At 42.1% G+C, this 19,527-nt stretch carries 19 protein-coding genes; 14 read left to right on the plus strand and 5 right to left on the minus strand.

The window, feature by feature from the left end; all coding sequences use genetic code 11:
- Nucleotides 1–55 precede the first annotated feature (55 nt).
- From pbpC to DUL71_RS11260, 11 genes are all read left to right on the plus strand, one after another.
- A complete protein-coding gene (gene pbpC / locus DUL71_RS11210; RefSeq protein ID WP_341867740.1) occupies nucleotides 56–2,344 on the plus strand; it encodes a penicillin-binding protein 1C in 2,289 nt (762 codons plus the stop codon).
- 67 nt (nucleotides 2,345–2,411) lie between these two features.
- The gene (locus tag DUL71_RS11215) at nucleotides 2,412–2,981 is read left to right on the plus strand and encodes a hypothetical protein (RefSeq protein ID WP_114938159.1); all 570 of its coding nucleotides are present in this window, start codon (nucleotides 2,412–2,414) and stop codon (nucleotides 2,979–2,981) included.
- Nucleotides 2,982–3,158: 177 nt separating this feature from the next.
- Nucleotides 3,159–3,737, plus strand: a complete 579-nt coding sequence (locus tag DUL71_RS11220; RefSeq protein ID WP_114938160.1) for an RNA polymerase sigma factor — start codon at nucleotides 3,159–3,161, stop codon at nucleotides 3,735–3,737.
- The gene (locus tag DUL71_RS11225; protein ID WP_114938161.1) at nucleotides 3,734–5,377 is read left to right on the plus strand and encodes a porin family protein; all 1,644 of its coding nucleotides are present in this window, start codon (nucleotides 3,734–3,736) and stop codon (nucleotides 5,375–5,377) included. The genes DUL71_RS11220 and DUL71_RS11225 overlap by 4 nt, the downstream gene beginning before the upstream one ends.
- A 93-nt stretch (nucleotides 5,378–5,470) precedes the next feature.
- The gene (locus DUL71_RS11230; protein ID WP_114938162.1) at nucleotides 5,471–6,178 is read left to right on the plus strand and encodes a 3'-5' exonuclease; all 708 of its coding nucleotides are present in this window, start codon (nucleotides 5,471–5,473) and stop codon (nucleotides 6,176–6,178) included.
- Nucleotides 6,178–7,875, plus strand: a complete 1,698-nt coding sequence (locus tag DUL71_RS11235; RefSeq protein WP_114938163.1) for an ABC transporter ATP-binding protein — start codon at nucleotides 6,178–6,180, stop codon at nucleotides 7,873–7,875. The genes DUL71_RS11230 and DUL71_RS11235 overlap by 1 nt, the downstream gene beginning before the upstream one ends.
- 78 nt (nucleotides 7,876–7,953) lie before the next feature.
- On the plus strand, nucleotides 7,954–10,092 hold the full coding sequence (gene rnr / locus DUL71_RS11240) for a ribonuclease R (protein WP_114938164.1): 2,139 nt from the start codon (nucleotides 7,954–7,956) through the stop codon (nucleotides 10,090–10,092).
- 190 nt (nucleotides 10,093–10,282) lie between these two features.
- Entirely contained in the window at nucleotides 10,283–11,257 is a 975-nt protein-coding gene (locus tag DUL71_RS11245) for a polyprenyl synthetase family protein (RefSeq protein WP_114938165.1), read from the plus strand.
- 13 nt (nucleotides 11,258–11,270) lie between these two features.
- Nucleotides 11,271–11,660: an energy transducer TonB gene (locus DUL71_RS11250; RefSeq protein ID WP_114938166.1), complete on the plus strand. Its 390-nt coding sequence runs from the start codon at nucleotides 11,271–11,273 to the stop codon at nucleotides 11,658–11,660.
- Between the two features lie 21 nt (nucleotides 11,661–11,681).
- Nucleotides 11,682–12,023: a TonB family protein gene (locus tag DUL71_RS11255; protein WP_114938167.1), complete on the plus strand. Its 342-nt coding sequence runs from the start codon at nucleotides 11,682–11,684 to the stop codon at nucleotides 12,021–12,023.
- Nucleotides 12,020–13,615: a M1 family metallopeptidase gene (locus tag DUL71_RS11260; protein ID WP_114938168.1), complete on the plus strand. Its 1,596-nt coding sequence runs from the start codon at nucleotides 12,020–12,022 to the stop codon at nucleotides 13,613–13,615. Before DUL71_RS11255 ends, DUL71_RS11260 begins: the two co-directional genes overlap by 4 nt.
- A 267-nt stretch (nucleotides 13,616–13,882) precedes the next feature.
- On the opposite strand, the gene rpmA is transcribed toward DUL71_RS11260, so the two are convergent.
- The 4 genes from rpmA to DUL71_RS11280 form a co-directional block, all read right to left on the minus strand.
- Nucleotides 13,883–14,302, minus strand: coding sequence for a 50S ribosomal protein L27 (rpmA, locus tag DUL71_RS11265; protein WP_114938169.1), 420 nt, complete (start codon nucleotides 14,300–14,302; stop codon nucleotides 13,883–13,885).
- Between the two features lie 49 nt (nucleotides 14,303–14,351).
- Nucleotides 14,352–14,660 (minus strand): 50S ribosomal protein L21, encoded by a 309-nt coding sequence (gene rplU, locus DUL71_RS11270; RefSeq protein ID WP_090467954.1) that lies wholly within the window; start codon nucleotides 14,658–14,660, stop codon nucleotides 14,352–14,354.
- Between the two features lie 75 nt (nucleotides 14,661–14,735).
- Nucleotides 14,736–15,209: a hypothetical protein gene (locus tag DUL71_RS11275; RefSeq protein ID WP_244228737.1), complete on the minus strand. Its 474-nt coding sequence runs from the start codon at nucleotides 15,207–15,209 to the stop codon at nucleotides 14,736–14,738.
- A gap of 380 nt (nucleotides 15,210–15,589) precedes the next feature.
- Nucleotides 15,590–16,972: a dicarboxylate/amino acid:cation symporter gene (locus DUL71_RS11280; RefSeq protein WP_114938171.1), complete on the minus strand. Its 1,383-nt coding sequence runs from the start codon at nucleotides 16,970–16,972 to the stop codon at nucleotides 15,590–15,592.
- Nucleotides 16,973–17,138: 166 nt separating this feature from the next.
- On the opposite strand from DUL71_RS11280, the gene DUL71_RS11285 reads away from it, so the two are divergent.
- Genes DUL71_RS11285 through DUL71_RS11295 form a run of 3 tightly spaced genes read left to right on the plus strand, consistent with a single transcriptional unit; the run spans nucleotide 17,139 to nucleotide 18,782 of the window.
- On the plus strand, nucleotides 17,139–17,666 hold the full coding sequence (locus tag DUL71_RS11285; RefSeq protein WP_114938172.1) for a hypothetical protein: 528 nt from the start codon (nucleotides 17,139–17,141) through the stop codon (nucleotides 17,664–17,666).
- A 41-nt stretch (nucleotides 17,667–17,707) separates the two neighbouring features.
- Nucleotides 17,708–18,205, plus strand: coding sequence for an RNA polymerase sigma factor (locus DUL71_RS11290; protein ID WP_112570152.1), 498 nt, complete (start codon nucleotides 17,708–17,710; stop codon nucleotides 18,203–18,205).
- Complete coding sequence (locus tag DUL71_RS11295) at nucleotides 18,192–18,782, plus strand: hypothetical protein (RefSeq protein ID WP_114938173.1); 591 nt, start codon at nucleotides 18,192–18,194, stop codon at nucleotides 18,780–18,782. The genes DUL71_RS11290 and DUL71_RS11295 overlap by 14 nt, the downstream gene beginning before the upstream one ends.
- A gap of 45 nt (nucleotides 18,783–18,827) precedes the next feature.
- On the opposite strand, the gene DUL71_RS11300 is transcribed toward DUL71_RS11295, so the two are convergent.
- Entirely contained in the window at nucleotides 18,828–19,526 is a 699-nt protein-coding gene (locus DUL71_RS11300) for a LytR/AlgR family response regulator transcription factor (protein ID WP_114938174.1), read from the minus strand.
- Nucleotide 19,527: the final 1 nt, after the last annotated feature.

A 19,527-nucleotide genomic window follows, 5' to 3' on the forward strand; every position in this document is an offset into this window, starting at 1 on the left:
AGTCATAGTCTCGCTTTTCTTTTTGTTTGTTTTAACCCTCATATTTTGGTTTTGTTTGCCCAAACCATTATTTAATAGCCCAACTTCATACGTAATTGACGATGATCAGGGCCAATTACTGGGCGCATCCATTGCTAACGATGGTCAGTGGCGCTTCCCCTACAATGCCGATGTTCCCGAAAAATTCAAGCAGTGTATCATCACGTTTGAGGATAAACGCTTTGAACACCACCCCGGCTTTGACCCTATTGCCTTTAGCCGCGCTATAAAACAAAACCTGAGCTCAAAAAAAGTTAGCAGCGGCGGTAGCACCATCACCATGCAGGTGATCAGGCTGGCCACCAAACATAAACGCAACATCTGGAATAAGCTGAAAGAGATTTTCATGGCCATGCGCCTTGAACTAACCTACAGTAAAGACGAGATATTGGCCCTATATACCAGCAATGCCCCCTTCGGCACCAACGTTATAGGGCTTGATGCGGCCTCCTGGCGATATTTTGGCCGCAGCCCGGATAAACTTTCCTGGGGCGAAATGGCGGCTATGGCAGTTTTACCTAATTCCCCGTCGTTGGTACACCCCGGCCGGAATAGGGCCATCCTGCTTCGCAAGCGCAATTCCCTCTTGGATAAATTGCATAAAGCAGGTATTATAGACAGCACAACCGCCGCCCTTGCCCGGCTTGAACCCGTGCCCGACAGACCTATGCCTTTGCCCCAACTTGCCCCTCACCTGCTGCAACGTTTTAAGGCCGATCACCAGGCAAATCCAGATGGCGATACCCGCATCTCCAGCAGCATTAAATCATCATTGCAACAGCAGGTAAATGATATCCTGGAGCAGCATCACAGTTTGTTAAAAGCAAATGATATCAACAACATAGCAGCTATTGTACTTGACGTTGAAACGGGTGCAACACTTGCTTATGCCGGCAACATTGCGCACCGGGAAGACCCGCAGATGGAAAGCGACGTTGATGTCATAGATGCGCCCAGAAGTCCTGGAAGTACTTTAAAGCCGCTGCTTTATGCCGCTATGCTGCATGACGGCCTGATATTACCCAATAGCCTGATGGCCGATGTACCCACCATGATAGCCGGCTATCATCCCGAAAATTTTGATTTGGGTTACGATGGTGCAGTACCAGCGTCACGCGCCTTATCCCGATCATTGAATGTACCGGCGGTTAAAATGCTGCAACAGTATAAATACGAGCGCTTTTATGATTTTTTACACAAAGCAGGCATCACCACATTGACCAAACCTGCCGATCATTATGGTCTGTCTTTAATTTTGGGCGGAGGCGAAAATACACTTTGGGAACTAAGCGGTGCCTACGCCGATATGGCCCGAGTGCTTAATCATTACAACAAAAACAACGGCAAGTATGATCCCGCCGATTTTCACAACCCTGTTTATGAAAAAAAGGCCGGTGCCAAACCGGAACTTCAAAAATCAGGATTGTTGGATGCGGCTTCCATTTACTATACGTTTCAGGCTATGGAAGAGGTGATGCGCCCGGGCGAAGAGATGCTTTGGCAACAGTTTAGCTCAAGCCAGCGCGTTGCCTGGAAAACCGGAACAAGCTTCGGCTTTCGGGATGGCTGGGCTATCGGCGTTACACCCAAATATGTAGTTGGCGTTTGGGTTGGCAATACCGATGGTGAAGGGCGACCGGGATTAACCGGTATTAATACCGCTGCCCCTGCGCTGTTCGAGATCTTCAGGTTGCTGCCGGTATCGCGCGATTGGTTTGAGATGCCCATGGGCGAAATGGTAAAAATAAATGTGTGCAGGCAAAGTGGGTACCGGGCAGGGCAATACTGCCAGGATATTGACGAGCAGTATGTACCCAAAAGCGGCTTGAAAGCACCGGTTTGCCCGTATCATCAATTGGTTCACCTATCCGCTGATGCCAAATGGCAGGTAAACGGTAACTGCGAGCCCCCGAATAATATCCTGAACAAAAGCTGGTTTGTGCTGCCACCATCTATGGAGTATTATTACAAGGCCAGGAACTATCAATACCACGTACTGCCTCCTTTTCGCGCGGACTGTACCCAGGCCGAAAACGGAAACGCCATGGAAGTGATCTACCCCAAAAACGGCGCTAAAATATATGTGCCTCTTGAAGCAGATGGGACTCGTGGCCGCATGATCTGCAACGCGGCCCATCGCCAGCCCGGTATGAAGATCTTTTGGCATTTAGATGATCAATATGTTGGCGAAACCAGAGATTTTCATCAGATGGCCTTAAATCCACCTCCAGGCAAACATATCCTCACTTTGGTTGATGGCAATGGCAATACCATCAGCATAGGGTTTGAGGTATTAAAAAAATAAAGACAGAGCTCACCCAACGTTTTCACTGATTGATTCGATGATGTAATAAAATCATAAATCAATTAAAATGAAAAAACTAACCTATTCCATTGTAACCTTCTTACTGGCTTTTTTTATCGTATCCGGATGTACTAAAAAAAATGACGTAATCAGTAACCCAAAAATTGCGACCAGCAACAACGCCCTCAAAAACTCCGGTGATACTACTGTGAAAACGCCTCCGGCGGATACAAGCCAACTTGTTGCCCTAACCGGCGACAAGATTACGTTGGCTCCCGGGTATCATCAAAATGCGGCTGGAGACAGTGTTGGCATTTCGTTTAACGCGGTAACAACTAACCGGTATTGTTCAAACGGGCTGTTGAAATTCCACAATACGATTGATGTAAACAACAACTTCTTCATTGATTTTCTCAATGTACAGGAGCCCCTCGTTTGTCACGGCACCGGTGATATCCCTATGGTGGCAGCGATAAACTTTCAAAAAAGCTACCTGGTAAACGGCAGTCATCCATTAAAGGTAACGCTTAATGGTACTACCTATACCGGTAACATCATCGTTTCGGCAAGCAACATCACTTTCGACTGGAATTATTCCACAGGCATTGTAATATCACCTAAAACCTTAACACGATAATCAATTCAATTATGAAATCGATCATGTCAGTTTGCTTCGGCAGACTGATATTGATCAATTTTTTCAGGAATGTCATTTAGCAAAAAAATAATTTGAAAAAAAATCTACATTTTACCCAACGTTTGATGAATTGTATCCGAAGAGGTAGTTACAATCATTTAAACGTGATTTTTTTGAATGAACCTAAGCAAGAAGCAAACAGAGAGGCTGGTAAAAGGGTGCATCAATAACGACCGAACGGCGCAGGAAGCCTTGTACAAATTATTTTATGCAGAGATGCTTCGCGTTTGTTATAGTTATGTCCCTGATAAAGAACTGGCTAAAGAGGCCTTCAATAACGGGTTCCTGAAAGTTTTCCAGTCTGTAAATAATTTCGATATTGAAAAAGGCGAGTTGGGTGGATGGATCAGGAAAATCATGATCTATACCTCAATTGACCTGTGCAGGAAGGAGTTGAAATTTAATACGGTAAGTTTTGATATCCAGGAGCATGACGATTATTTCATATCCCCCACGGCCCTGGAGAAACTTTATTTTGAAGATATTCTGCAAAGCATCCGTACCCTGCCCCTTGCTACCCAAACTGTTTTCAACCTATCAGTACTTGATGGATTTACACACAAAGAGATAGGCGAACAACTTAGTATCAGCGAAGGAACATCCCGCTGGCATTTGGCCGAGGCGAAGAGAAAATTAAGAGAGTTGCTTGAACCAGGCAGCATCCAGTCGAAAGAAAGGAGTGAAATAAAACGATGAAAGATTTATTTAAAGACCCCGATCTTTGGCGGCAAAAACGCGATCAGCTACCGGTTGATGCTGAAGCTCAAAGCGGATGGCAGGAAATGCAATCTATCCTTGATAAGCATTTGCCCCTGTTGCCTTTAACATCCGCTCCACATGTTTCAAAAATGGCAAAAGCCATAAAAGCTATTAAGGCGATGAAAGCCACATCGATATTAATAGCTTCATTAACCGTAGCAACAGTTACCGGTACTGTCATTTACATTATTAAAAGCGGCCAACATCAAAATACATCCCACCATCAGCCCCAAAAACACAGGCAAGCAATAGGCAAAGACAGTTTAAATACCGTTATGACTGTTGACTCAATAGATCCCGACATCAAAGTTGATAGCTTATACGCTTTACAGAAGTTGACATCATCCATTAATAAAACAGACAGCATTAATAACATAACAATTGCGGGCCAGGTTAATAGCAACAATATTAATCAGGGGAGTCTGGCTTTAAAAAACAATAAATCGGCAACAAACCAGCAAGTAACTAACGGCGGTAATGCACAGGCAAACTCAACCTTATCGCCAAATCATAATAGTACTGGTTATCTAACTTCGGGAAATTACCGAAGTAATCACTTACAAGTATCCGCAAAGAACGCAATTTCACAAAAAGGTACAAATTCAAGCTCCAACGGTACAATTGAGGAAAGTTCGTCGGATGAAATAACTCAGAATAGCAAATCAACGGATAACAACGTTATGCTGCTTTCAGCTAATCAGGCCAGTATGTCCCAATTATTCGAGATGAATAACAACTCGTTCATTAAGCCTCAGATATTCTCTAATAAGCCCCTATCAAAATTTGTAATAACTGATGCTTATAGAGCAGTGCGGGGCAATGTTAATCAAATCAAAAACTCAAACAATAAAAATAAAGCCAATAAAAATCCATCAGCAAAAAACGGCAAAGCAAAAGGCGCTAAAGCCTCATCAACAAGGCCACTATCTGCCGTATTCGCTAATATGGACTGGGGAATTTTATTAGGCGCCAATACTTCCGGAAGCTTTACACCCGGTTCGCAAAACAAGAATATCTATGGCAGTTTCCCAATTGATATTTATCCGGGAATATTCGCTACTTATCGTCTAAACGATAAATGGGCTATAAATGCGCAGGTACGCTTTTTAACGCCGCTTAACCTGGGTGGCTCATATGACAATAAGAGTTTCAGCCACGTTGATTCCGCACAATTTGTCAAAGTAACCGATTCACGAAAAGCTTATTTTGTAAATGTGCCCATCCATGTGATGTACAAGATCAACAACAATATCAGCATAAAAGGCGGACCAGTTATTAATCTCCCTGTTAAACAAATCAATAGCAACACCAGTTTGCAGCGGCTGGACATGAATCTTGACACTATATACTTTGCTAATGCCCAAAACAAAATAAAGACAACCAGGTACGATCAAAAAATAAACTTCGGCTTATCGGGCGGCGTAAGCGTTCAGTTTAACAGGTTAATATTTGAAGCTATGTACCAAAAAAGCCTTAACGGATACCATGTTATTTCTGATTTTGGTAACTATAAAACCAATCCGGGAACATTGCAGATTAGTGTTGGCTTTAAGTTAAATGGTTCAAAGCATCATTAAAATACCATTTTTAAAAATTGAATCAGCATGCAAAGCTGTATCCATACTTAAAATAAAAACTATCATTATCTTGCCTCCATAATTCTTAACCGGATGCTTGAACAGTACGATTTGCATAATTTACTGGTAATTGATATTGAAACTGTACCGCAGTACGGCAGTCACGAACAGCTACCCGAAAATCTGCAGGTTTTATGGGAACTAAAAACCCGGCATCAACGCAAAGACGAACCCGCCGATGTTCATTACGAGCGTGCCGGGATCTGGGCCGAGTTTGGTAAAATAGTTTGTATTTCGGCCGGGATTTTTACAGCAGGAAAGAACGTAGGTTTGCGGGTAAAGTCGTTTGCATCGCACGATGAAAAAGAATTGTTGACCAAGTTTTCAAACCTATTGTTCAGTCAGCCCGCTAATCTTGTTTTGTGTGCCCATAACGGTAAGGAGTTTGATTTCCCCTATATCTGTCGTAGACTGTTGGTGAACGGAATGCCTTTTCCGCAGCAACTGCAAATAGCGGGTAAAAAGCCCTGGGAGATTGCCCATTTAGATACCATGGAGTTGTGGAAATTTGGCGATCACAAACATTATACATCCTTAAACCTGCTCACTACTATTTTTAATATTCCAACCTCCAAGGATGATATTGATGGCAGCGATGTCGGTCGCGTTTACTGGCATGAAAATCAGTTAGAACGTATTTGCACGTATTGCCAAAAGGATGTGGTTGCAACAGCACAATTGCTAAGGCGTTACCGGGGCGAAGAATTGATTCCTGACGAATTTATAACCGTTGTAGGCTGATGCTTAAAGTAAACGATCTGTCGGTTAGTTTTAAGAATGGTAAAAGCCAGTTCGAGGCCGTAAAGGGAATTTCCTTCACGCTTGATAAGGGCGAAACCATTGGCATTGTAGGCGAATCCGGATCCGGTAAATCTGTAACCTCCCTTGCGTTGATGCGCTTGCTAAATGAAGATCAGGCTGTAATAAACGGCTCGGTGCTTTTAAATGGAGTCTGTCTGTGCAGGTTATCAGAAGATGAGATGCAACAGGTACGCGGCAACCAGGTGGCCATGATCTTCCAGGAACCGATGACATCGCTTAACCCGGTACTTACCTGCGGTTTTCAACTTACTGAAGCTATCCGGCTGCATTTGGGTGTAACAAAAGCCGAAGCAAAACAAAGAACTATTGATTTGTTCAAGGAAGTTCAGCTGCCCCGGCCGGAAGCTATATTTGACAGCTATCCCCATCAGATCTCGGGCGGACAAAAACAACGGGTAATGATTGCCATGGCTTTGGCCTGTAACCCGGAGATTTTGATTGCAGACGAACCTACCACCGCCCTTGACGTTACGGTACAAAAAACCATTATCGAGCTCCTGCACAAACTCAAAGCCGAAAGGCACATGAGCCTCATCTTTATATCGCATGATTTGGGGGTGATCAGGGAAATTGCCGACAGGGTATTGGTCATGTACAAAGGCGAAATTGTGGAAGAAGCTACCGTAGATGAGCTTTTTGCCAGCCCTAAACATCCATACACCAAAGGCTTACTGGCCTGTCGCCCTACCCCTCAGCAGCATTTAAAAAAGCTGCCTGTTGTAGCCGATTTCCTGGACGAAGGGAAACCCGCAGTGACTATTGAAAGCATCAGGGAATTATATCATTATCCTGACACCGAAATTGCTGCAAGAAGACACAGACTATATGAGCAACGGCCGCTGCTAAAGGCCGAAAAACTAAATACATGGTTTCCTACAGATACAGGCTTGTTTAAACGGAAGGACCATGTTGTAAAAGCGGTAAACAATGTAAGCTTTGATGTATATCCGGGAGAAACTTTAGGTTTGGTCGGCGAATCGGGCTGTGGTAAAACTACCTTGGGTCGAAGCATTTTAAGGCTGATAGAGCCTACGTCGGGCAAGGTTTCTTTTGAGGGTACCGATCTCCGCGGGCTAAAAAAAGATGAGCTGAGGCAGATCAGGAAAGATATCCAGATTATTTTTCAGGACCCTTATTCATCATTGAATCCTAAGCTTACCGTTGGGCAATCACTTATGGAACCTTTACAGGTACACAAGTTTTACAACAACGATGCCACCCGCAAACGTAAAGTGCTTGAGCTGCTTGAACGGGTTAACCTGCAACCCGCACATTTTAACCGTTACCCACATGAATTTTCGGGCGGACAAAGGCAGCGGATCGTGATAGCACGGGCCCTGGCACTTCAGCCCAAGTTCATCATTTGCGATGAATCTGTTTCGGCGCTTGATGTATCAGTGCAGGCCCAGGTACTCAACCTTATTCGCGAACTGCAGGACGAACTTAAACTTACCTACATTTTCATATCTCACGACCTGGCTGTGATCAAGCATATTTCCGACCGCATGATGGTCATGAACAAGGGAGAAATAGTTGAAACGGGCTATCCTGATGATATTTATTACAGCCCTAAAGAAGAATATACCAAAAGGCTGATAGCTTCAATACCGGGTTGATAAAATGGAGTATGTGCCTCGCTAATTGAATCAATCCGGCACTTCAAAATTCAGTATCTTTGATGCAAATACTATCCTATGTCTAAACGTAAGAAAAACAACTCTTCTATACACCAGGTACTTACCCAAATGGTACTTGATATATTTGAACAAAACGGCAATACGCCACTCAACTATAAACAGGTTTCTGCTAAACTAAACGTTCGTGATTCCGAAGCGCGTGAGATCATCTATGAGATCTTGAAAGATGAGGTTAAAAAATCTGTACTCAAAGAAATTTCCCCAGGCAAATTTCAGCTGCTTGAACTTAAAACTTTTATTGAAGGTGTGGTAGACCTTACCAACGACGGTTCGGCCTTCATCGTTACCGATGACGAATTTGAGAGCGATATTTTTATTGCTCCTCGTAAACTGCGCACCGCTCTTAACGGCGACCGTGTTAAGGTTTACGTATATGCCAAAAGTAAAGGCAAACATAAAGAGGGCGAGGTTATCGAAATCATCCATCGCGCTAAAATGGAGTTTACCGGCGTGGTTAAACTTTCCGAGCGTTATGCATTCTTCATTCCTGACGACCGCAAGATGATGCACGATATTTTTATCCCCATCACCGAATTAAACGGGGCTAAAAATGGCATCAAAGCCGTTGCCGAAATTACCGACTGGCCAACGGAGGCTAAAAACCCCATCGGCCGTATCAAACATGTGTTAGGTGCGCAGGGCGAAAACGATACGGAAATGAACGCCATCCTGGCCGAATATGGATTTCCGTTATCATTCCCTGCCGAAGTAGAACATGATGCCGAAGAAATTTCAGACGTGATCACACCTGAAGAAATTGCTAAACGCCGCGATTTCCGTAACATTACCACCTTCACCATCGACCCATTTGACGCCAAGGATTTTGACGATGCCCTATCCTATCGCGTACTGGAAAACGGCAATTACGAAGTTGGCGTTCATATTGCAGATGTATCACATTATATCATTCCTGATTCTGCTTTGGATAAGGAAGCTTTGGACAGGGCAACCTCAGTTTACCTTGTTGACCGGGTGATCCCGATGCTTCCCGAAAGATTATCAAACGGTCTTTGCTCCCTTCGCCCTAAAGAAGAAAAGCTTTGCTTTTCGGCGGTGTTTGAGCTGGATGAGAACGCCAACATCATTACCGAATGGTATGGTAAAACCATCATTTACTCTGACAGGCGTTTCACTTATGAAGAGGTCCAAGAGGTAATAGAAACCGGCGAAGGCGACTTTAAGGAAGAAATATTTAAGTTAAACGCGTTAGCTTATAAACTTCGCGAGCGCAAGTTTAAAAACGGCGCTATTAGCTTTGAAACTACCGAGGTTAAATTCAAACTTGATGAAACCGGTAAACCAACGGGTGTTTATGTAAAAGAGCGTAAAGACGCTCATAAACTCATTGAAGATTTCATGTTGCTGGCCAACCGTAAGGTAGCCGAGCATGTGAGTAAAATGGGTAAAGGCAAACATAAATATACCTTTGTTTATCGCGTACACGATTCGCCTAAGCCCGACGCTCTGGCTAATTTTGCACAGTTTGCCGCAAGGTTCGGGTATAAGATCAACACGAAATCTGACAAGGAAACGGCTAAATCGCTTAATTTCCTGATGGAAGATGTTGAGGGAAAAAAAGAGCAGAACGTATTAACGCACCTTGCCATACGTTCAATGGCCAAAGCTGTATATACTACCAAAAGCAGCAGCCACTATGGTTTGGCCTTTGATCATTACACACATTTTACGTCACCAATTCGTCGTTATCCGGACGTGATGGTACACAGGTTACTGTTCCATTATTTAAATGGCGGTCAATCGGCCAATGCCGAGTTTTATGAAAAACTGTGTTCTCATAGCTCGTTAATGGAGAAAAAGGCTGCCGATGCGGAACGTTCTTCAGTAAAATACAAACAAGCTGAGTATCTTCGCGACCAGGTTGGCAACACCTTTATGGGTATCATATCGGGTGTTACAGAATGGGGCATGTATGTAGAGATCATCGAAAACAAATGCGAAGGCATGATCCGCCTGCGCGATATATCCGATGATTTTTATACTTTGGACGAGAAAAACTACGCCATCATTGGCCAGCGTAAAAAGAAGATCTATCAATTGGGCGATGAAGTCAAGATCAAAGTAAAACAAGTTGATCTGACCAAAAAGCAGATAGATTTCATATTGGTACAGGATTAGTGGTTGGTGAATGGTTGATTGGGTGAGTGGTTGATTAAGTTTTAAAATAGAATTTGGTCACTCATTTAGTCAACCAGCGAATCAATCGCTCGCTTTAAACTGGTTTAATAAGTTGATAGAAGATTAGTTGATTAAGTTTAGCACGTTCAACTACTCACCTAATTAACCCAATGAACCACTCACTAAATAAATGAAACAACTTACAGAGTTACAGTTACTGATAAATGATGCAGTTGGCAAACTAAGCTACCCGGCTTATCCTGCCGATTTGTATGAACCGATAAGCTATATTTTATCTATTGGCGGCAAACGCATGCGCCCGGCCCTGCTCCTGCTGGCTTGTGACCTTTTTGGCGGCGACGTTGAAAAGGCTATTGAACCCGCGTTGGCTATTGAGGTATTCCACAATTTCACGCTGATGCATGATGATATTATGGACAAAGCCCCTTTGCGCCGTGGCAAAGCAACCGTTCATGAAAAATGGAATGCCAATGTGGCTATCCTCTCGGGCGACGCCATGATGGTAGAGGCCAACCGCATGATGATGAAGGTTGACGACGCCATTTTACGCAAGGTGCTTGACGTTTTTAATGATACTGCCACAGGAGTTTGTGAAGGCCAGCAGATTGATATGAGCTTTGAACAACGTAACGACGTGCATATTGAAGAGTACATCAACATGATCCGCCTTAAAACGGCAGTATTATTGGGAGGTACGTTAAAAATTGGATCTATCATTGGAGGGGCTGCTTCAACCGATGCAGACCTGATTGATGCGTTTGGCGTAAACCTGGGTATCGCGTTCCAGCTGCAGGACGATATATTAGATGTTTACGGCGATCCGGAAAAGTTTGGCAAACAAGTTGGAGGGGATATCATCTCCAATAAAAAAACCTTTTTGCTGATCCGCGCACTTGAACTGGCTAAGGGAGAGCAGGCACAAACGTTAAACCATTGGCTAAATACTACCGAGTTTGATAGCGCAGAAAAGGTTAAAGCCATAACAGAGATTTACAACCAGCTTGATATCAGGCAATACGCGGAAGAAGCCATGCAAACCTATGCCGAAAAATCTTTTGCTGCCCTTGATGCAATTAATTTACCCGAAGACCATAAACAGTACCTTCGTGATTTTGCGGATGGTTTGCTGGTGAGGGAGAATTGATTTATATTTAAGGATGAAGAAACTTTTACCCATCCTTACCATCCTGATCTGTTCAATAAACGCGAATGCCCAAAAACTTACGCCGCCACATTTTCGTGGTGGCGATAATGCTTTTCATGATTTTTTGAACAAAAACTTAAAATGGCCTAAAAACGTGAGCGGCGGCGAAGGTATTGTTACCATAAGCTTTTTTGTTGAAAACGATGGTCGTTTAACCGACCTGAAAGTGGTTAAAGGCATGACTGAACCTTTTAATAAAGAAGCCTTAAGGGTTATTGCTTTATCGGAGAGATGGGTGCCGGCTATGCGTGATGGTCATTTTATAAAATCAAAATACTCCGTACCCATACAGTTTTTTACCATGCAGGCAGTGCAGGTTTTAGATAGCACGAAAGCTAACTGAATCAATTAAAGACATCTCATTATGGACGATAAAAAAATCCAAATTAAAGAAGCAGTTACCTCTGTATCAATTTCTTTCGACCCGGAGCCGGTCATGCAGTTAATAAGATACTTAAAAGACAATGTTGTGTATCCCGCCGGAGAAACGATGGAAGGACAAGTAACAGTTGGCTTTACCACGCACGACAACGGTACAATAACCGAAATACATATCATCCAAAGCCTGTCGGAAACTACAGACGCAGAAGCATTAAGAGTTATTAAAGCTTACACGCAATGGCCACCCCGCCCAACAGTTGAAGGGCGAAACCCTACAAGCAAACATACCATTGGCATAAATTTCACGAAGGAGCAAAATAAATGAAGAAATCGCTGCTAACCCTCTTTACTATTATTACACAGGCTGCAATTTTACAGGCCCAAACGCTAACATCAGGAGGAAAACTAAAACCGGAACAAGCCATAATGGATGTGCGGCATTATACCATTTCGCTTGCTGTTAATCCGGAACAGAAAACCATTGATGGTTTTACCACCATCGACGTGATCATGGCAAAGCCTACTAAAGTTTTACTTTTTGATCTGTTGGATTCTTTGTCAATTAGCAAAGTTTTGGTAAACGGCAAACAGGAAGCGTTTGAATACAAAAACAACCTCATTACTATTAATACAGCTAAAGAGCTGTCTGCCGGTAAAGCAAGCGTAAAAGTAATTTATGGCGGCAAACCCCATGTTGCACGTCGACCGCCCTGGGATGATGGTTTTATCTGGACGCGTGATTCAACCGGGCACCAGTGGATGGCTATTACAGCCGAAGGTACAGGCGGTAAATTGTATTTCCCTTGTAAGGACCATCCTTCTGATGAACCCAATGAGGGTGTTGATATGTTCATTACCGTTCCTAAAGATCTGGTGGTTGCTGGTCCGGGCTTATTGAAAGGTATAACCAAACAAAAGGAAACAGCAACGTTTCACTGGCAAACCAAATACACCATCAACAATTATAGCATACTGTTTAACGCCGGTGATTATACCGTTGTAACCCGTCCGTACACTACTGTAGATGGACACCAGGTACCTATTCAGTTTTATGTATTAAAAGAGCATGCTGCCAAGGCAGAGCATCATCTTGATATTTTTGTAAAAACCATCAAGGAGCAGGAGAAATACTTTGGCGAATACCCCTGGGCAAAGGAAAAAATAGGGATAGTTGAAACGCCTCACCTGGGTATGGAACACCAAACCATGAATGCCTATGGCGCTAAGTTCAGGTACACTAAAGTTGGTGGTGAAGATTATGATGGCCTGATGCATCATGAATTTGGCCACGAATGGTGGGGGAACAAAGTTACAGCCAAGGATTGGGCCGATTACTGGATCCATGAAGGGATCTGTACTTACGGTGATGCCCTTTATGTACGGGAATTTGAAGGTGAAAAAGCTTATATCAAATTCTTCCAGAATTCCGCTTTATCATTCGGTAATAAGATACCGCTTGTTATCGGGAAAGATATTGATGAAGAATCAGCTTATAACGGTGATATCTATGGTAAAGGCGCGTTCTTTATGCATACGCTGAGATACATTATGGGCGATAGCACTTTCTTCCCTACCCTTAAAGGCTTTGTTACCGATCCGCGATACACTTATAGCAATTTGGCCAGTACCGATGACGTGATCCAATATTTCAGCAAGGCTGCAGGCCAGGATCTAAAGCCCTTATTCGATCTGTATATCTATTCTATTAATAAACTGGAAGTACATGTAAAAGCCCAGCGTGGCGATAAATACCTCGTTCAGCTATTAAATATCGACATGCCATTACCGATTAATGTTACCGCCGATGGTGTTACAAAAAGATATACGCTTGATAAAAAGGGCATCACCATAACCAGCAAAACCATGCCGGTTATTGACCCGGATACTTATTACCTGAAGAAATTGATTATTGAATAGAAGCAGGTCTGCTTCGTAAGGCAATATTATAAATAAAAAGCGTCATTGCGAGGTACGAAACAATCCCCGACTTACAGATCGCCCGGTATAGTTTGGGATTGCTTCGTACCTCGCAATGACGCTTTTTTTACTCATCTATCCAGCTAATGCATCCTAAACATTCAATACACATTTTTTGCACAACACCATTTAACTAAAATAATCACCAAACAAAAAATCCCGATCAAAACTGACCGGGATTTTTTATATCCTAATATTGTTAACTGATTACTCAGCTACTTCTTCAGCGGCATCAGCAGCTTCTTCTTTTTTAGCTTTTGGTGCAGCAGCTTTCTTTGCTTTTGGAGCTTCTTCAGCAGCAGGAGCTTCAACAGCTACGGCTTCTTTTTTAGCTTTTGGTGCAGGTGCAGCTACTTCTTCAACTTCAGCAGCTTCAAACGGAACTACTGAAACGTATGAACGGTTATCAGCTTTCTTTTTGAAAACTACGATACCTTCAGCCAGTGCAAATAAAGTATGATCTTTACCAAGACCTACGTTTAAACCTGGATTGTGTTTGGTACCACGCTGACGAACGATGATATTACCTGCAATTGCTGGTTGACCACCGAAAATTTTGATACCTAAGCGTTTGCTATGTGACTCACGACCGTTTCTTGAACTACCGGCCCCTTTCTTATGTGCCATTTCTTATATCTTTTATGGAATTGCAGAACAACTCCGGTTCAACCTTTAATTATAATGTAATACCGGTGATCTCGATCTTGGTAAATTGCTGACGGTGACCGTTTTTCTTTTTGTAACCTTTTCTTCTTTTCTTTTTGAAGATAATTACTTTATCACCTTTTAAATGTGACACGATCTTAGCCGATACTTTAGCACCTTTCAAATCAGAACCTAATTTGAATTTACCTTCGTTTTCTGCTAACAATACACTGTCAAATTCAATACTAGCGCCTTCATCGCCTTGTAACCTGTGTACAAAGATCTGCTGGTCTTTGGCAACTTTAAATTGCTGTCCTGCTATACTTACTATTGCGTACATGTTTGTTAAATATTGTTTTAAATTTCGAGGTGCAAATATAGGGATTGATTATTTAATAAACAATATCCCAATATTTTATTTTTTACCACGATTCTCTACGTCAGTCAATTTTTTCTGAATTTCAGCAACCAGTCGTTGATTGGCATCAATAAGTTTAGGATTGCCAAAATAGTCGGTATCAAAAATCACACGCTTGGTTTTCTCTTTGTATTTAAACTCAATGATATACCTAACCGCTTTGCCATCGGCAACTTTCGACGTATCTCCGATTTCTTTCGACGGAAAATCCCAAAAACCTAAATCGGCAGCTTTACGGTGCAGGTATAACAAATCATCTTTAGTCAAGCGCAAATGCTCTTTCACCAGCGAATCGCGCCTGTCGAGGTACTGAAACATGCCGGTATGCGAATCATATTTATTTACCAGGCTATCCTTATGGCCATATTGAAAACTGATCGATTGAAAATCAACGAAACGGTATGGCGCATTCTTGATCATCATACCATAATAATACACGCAGTATAGTATAAAGGGTACTACTACGGTCATGATTAAAAACACCTTTTTTAAACGGGGAGACATATATAATTAGTGAATTAGTGAATTAATGAATTATTGATTTTTCCGAATCGTCATTGCGAGGCACGAAGCAATCGCGAACTATACAGAGCGGCTCTGCTTATTAGAAATTATGAAGAGCTATGTTCAATTTATAATTCTTAATAATCTCCATTAGGTCGGTTAATTATATTCGTTCTCTATAATGACTTAGTTATAAGTTATTGATTATTATTATTTTTTATTAATAACGTGGACGTCACCTCCGGCCCGGGCTTTTGCACACTATCTTTAATATAGTTTGTATATCATCAATGCCTTTTCCATCGTTTTACTGATGGTTCTTCGCCACGATGGTATACTTTATTCCCTTATTGTTGGGCACCTACCTCTTCGCCTTCCCATTTGCTTACTACGGCCGTAGCCATTGCATTACCCAACACGTTTGTAGCCGAACGTCCCATATCTAACAATGGATCAATACCTATCAACAAAAACAAACCAGCTTCCGGAATATTGAACATAGCCAGCGTACCGGCAATTACAACCAGCGAAGCCCTTGGCACGCCTGCCACGCCTTTACTGGTAAGCATCAATACCAGCAACATGGATAATTGATGCCCGAATGAAAGGTGAATATCATAGGATTGCGCCAGAAACAACGACGCAAAAGTCATGTACATCATAGAGCCATCCAAATTAAATGAATACCCGAGTGGCAATACAAAGCTCACTATTTTATTACTGCAACCAAACTTCTCCAGCTCTTCCAACACTTTTGGATAGGCTGCCTCGCTTGTTGAAGTACTAAAAGCTATTAGCATGGCATCCTTAATACTGTTCAACAGCCTGAATACCGGCTTCCTTAATACAATGTATCCCGCCAATATAATCACCGACCACAATACGATCAGCGAAAAATAAAACTCGCTGATAAAAATACCATAAGTTGAAAGTACACCTATCCCTTGTTTGGCAACAACCGCGGTTATTGCACCAAACACCGCTAAAGGGGCCATTTTCATCACATAACCGGTAATCTTCATGATCACATGGGCAAAGGCGTCCATAGCTTTGATCACTATTTTGCCCTGCTCGCCTATTGCTGCAGTAGCGACGCCAAAAAACAAAGAGAACACCACAATCTGCAGGATCTCGTTATTTGCCATAGCCTCAATAAAACTCTTAGGAAAAACGTGACCAACAAATTCGGTTAATGATAAGGCCGTCTTTTTGATACCTGTACTCAAATGACTATCAGGAAGCGGAAGGTGCATGGTTTTACCTGGTTCAAACAAGTTAACCAATAGCATCCCTAATAATAAGGATACCAGCGTTGCGCTGATGAACCAGAGCATTGTTTTACCCCCTATCCGGCCAACAGCCTTAATATCCCCTACCTTGGCAACGCCCACCACCAATGTGGTGAACACCAATGGTGCTACAATCATTTTTATCAGGTTAAGGAAAATCTTGCTCAGTATATTATAAAGCTCAAGCTTATCTTCCCGGGCGTCGGTTGCCTGGCTTTGAAGTTTTACCTGGGCTATTCGTTGTAGTTTAAGATCTTTATAGGCTGATACCGTAGTATCGGATAATGCTTCTATATTTTTGTCGATACTTTTAATAGTTGCACCGGCGGTACTAAGCTGTTTATTCAGATCGGCAAAAACGTAGGTGTTATAAATATAACCGGCTACCACACCCAAAATCAGTGCGATAAAAATGAAGAGCGTCAGTCTGCTTTTTTTCATTTAATTTAATAAGCCTGCAAAACTACAAAATTTACGGTCGGTTTAAACAGGCTTCGGAATATTCTATTTTACACTAACTCACATTAGGCAAATAAAACATCTTACCACGTTTTAGCATTATCATACTTTATAAAAACAATTAGTATTTTGCCCGCTTATTTACAACATGACTACTACTGCCTACGGACTACAGCATATAAAAAAGGAAATTCAGCACCTGCCCAACGAGCAGATGGCCGAATTAATGCTCCGTTTAGCGCGCTATAAAAAGGAAAACAAAGAACTTCTCGCCTACCTGCTCTTTGAAGCTCATGATGAAGCCGCCTTTATCGAAAAGGTAAAAGCCGAAGCCGGGTTTATGTTCAGCCAGCTATCGTCATTAAGTTATAACGCCGCAAAAGGCATGCGTAAAATATTAAGGCTGCTAAGTAAGTACACCAAGTTCATGGCTTCAAAAGGTGCCGAAATTGAATTATTGATCAATTTTTGCGAGAATTACGTGGAGTATGCCGACAGGCGCACATCATACAAACCTTTAAGATTGATACTGATACGTCAGGTAGAAAAAATCCGTGGATTGATTGTTAAACTACATGAGGACCTTCAGTTTGATTACCAGGACAGTTACAACAATTTAATAAGTGATGCTGAAACTAAGCTGGGCTGGTTTAAAAAGAATGATCATTTGTTGTAACATACAAAGCTTAACATCGTCTAAATATAAAATTAACTGAAGTGGCCAACAAAGAAGCAGCATTCAAGCAGATATATGAAGCTAATTCTAAAAAGATATTCCATCTGTGCTATGGTTATACCGGCGATGACGACGCCGCCAACGACCTGCTACAGGAAACCTTTTTAAAGGTTTGGCAAAATTTAGACAAATTCCGTAACCAGGCCATGATATCAACCTGGATTTACCGGATTGCTGTAAATACCTGTTTAACCTATTTGCGCTCGGAAAAACGCCAGGCCAAAGACGAACTTACTCCACAATTAGCAGAAACAAAACGCGAAGAACTATCGGATAAAAACGAGCAGGTTGCTTTACTATATAAGTGTATTTCAAAACTGGAAGAATCAGAAAGGATTATTATAACTATGGTGCTTGATGAGGTGCCATACCCCGAAATTGCCGAAATTTCGGGTATATCAGAAGGGAACTTGAGGGTGAAAATTTATCGTATTAAACAAAAATTAACGGAGTTATATAACCAGTATGAAAGACTTTGATCATTTGATGTCGGTTTGGCAGGGACAGCCAAAACCAGATCAGCTTTCGGTGGATGAGGTGCTGAAGCAGGTAAAGAAGGGGATTCGCAGCATAACTACTAAGTTGTACTGGACTATAGTGGCCATGGTGGCCATCGCGGCATTCGCGTTTATTGTTACATTTTTTCTGGCATTTAAATCAACCGTAACCACTATAGGTATATTAATAGTATTGGTTACAATGCTCATGTACCTCTCTTTAATTTTACGGCATTATCATATCCTGAGCAAACAGGACGCTACATTAAACCCAACCGAATATTTACACAGCCTTAAAGAGTATCAAAAAAGCCGATCGAAAGTAATAGGTTGGTTTTATTATATCTATATACTGATGATAAGCGCGGGGTTGGCTATGTACTTTGTTGAAGTGCTTGAACACTCGTCTTTAGCCTTCAAAATAGTGACTTATAGTTCGATTGCCGTATGGTTTTTGTTTACCACCTTTTACCTTAAACCACGTATGTTTAAAAACGAGGAAGAGAAACTGAACCTAATGATTGACAGACTGGTACGCCTGCAGGAGCAATTTGATTAGAAAGATTTAGGTTTTACAATCTGACTTAGAACTTTCGACTTAAGATCATCTGTTTTGATTAATCAGCGCATGCAACACCTGATCTTTTAACTGCCTGCTGATTGGCACTTCAAATTCGCCAATATTCAGCATATTCCCTTCTATCGATGTAATTTTACTACTGGCGATGATATATGATTTATGCGTTTGCATGAATTTACGGGCCGGCAGTTTATCGGCGAACGCCCGCAAAGTACTATGAGTTATTATTTTACGGGCAGATGTATAAATCTCAACATAGTTTTCCATTCCTTTGATAAATAACACATCGTCGAAAACAATCTTTTCAAGCTTGCCATTGCTTTTAACAAAAATGTAATCGACCGAACCCGCGTTATTCCTCAAATCAAAATAGTCTTTAGCTTTAAAAGCTGCCTTCATAAAGCGCTCGAAAGGGATAGGTTTAAGCAGGTAGTCGAGCACGTCCAGATCAAAACCATCGGTAGCGTATTCTTTAAACGCGGTAGTAAAAATAACCTTTGGCGGATTTGGCATCGAACGGATAAACTCAACACCTGTTAAATGCGGCATCTGAATATCAAGGAACAGCAGATCAACAGATTGTTGTGCCAGCAAAGCCCCCAATTCCATAGCATCTTCACATTGGGCTTTCAGATCAAAAAATCCGGCTTTTGTAACGTAGCCCTCCAGCCCTTTACGGGCAAAGGGCTCATCGTCGGTAATAATGCAGCTAATTAATGCCATA

This window comes from Mucilaginibacter endophyticus (assembly GCF_003351025.1).
GTDB classification, from domain to species: Bacteria; Bacteroidota; Bacteroidia; order Sphingobacteriales; family Sphingobacteriaceae; genus Mucilaginibacter; species Mucilaginibacter endophyticus.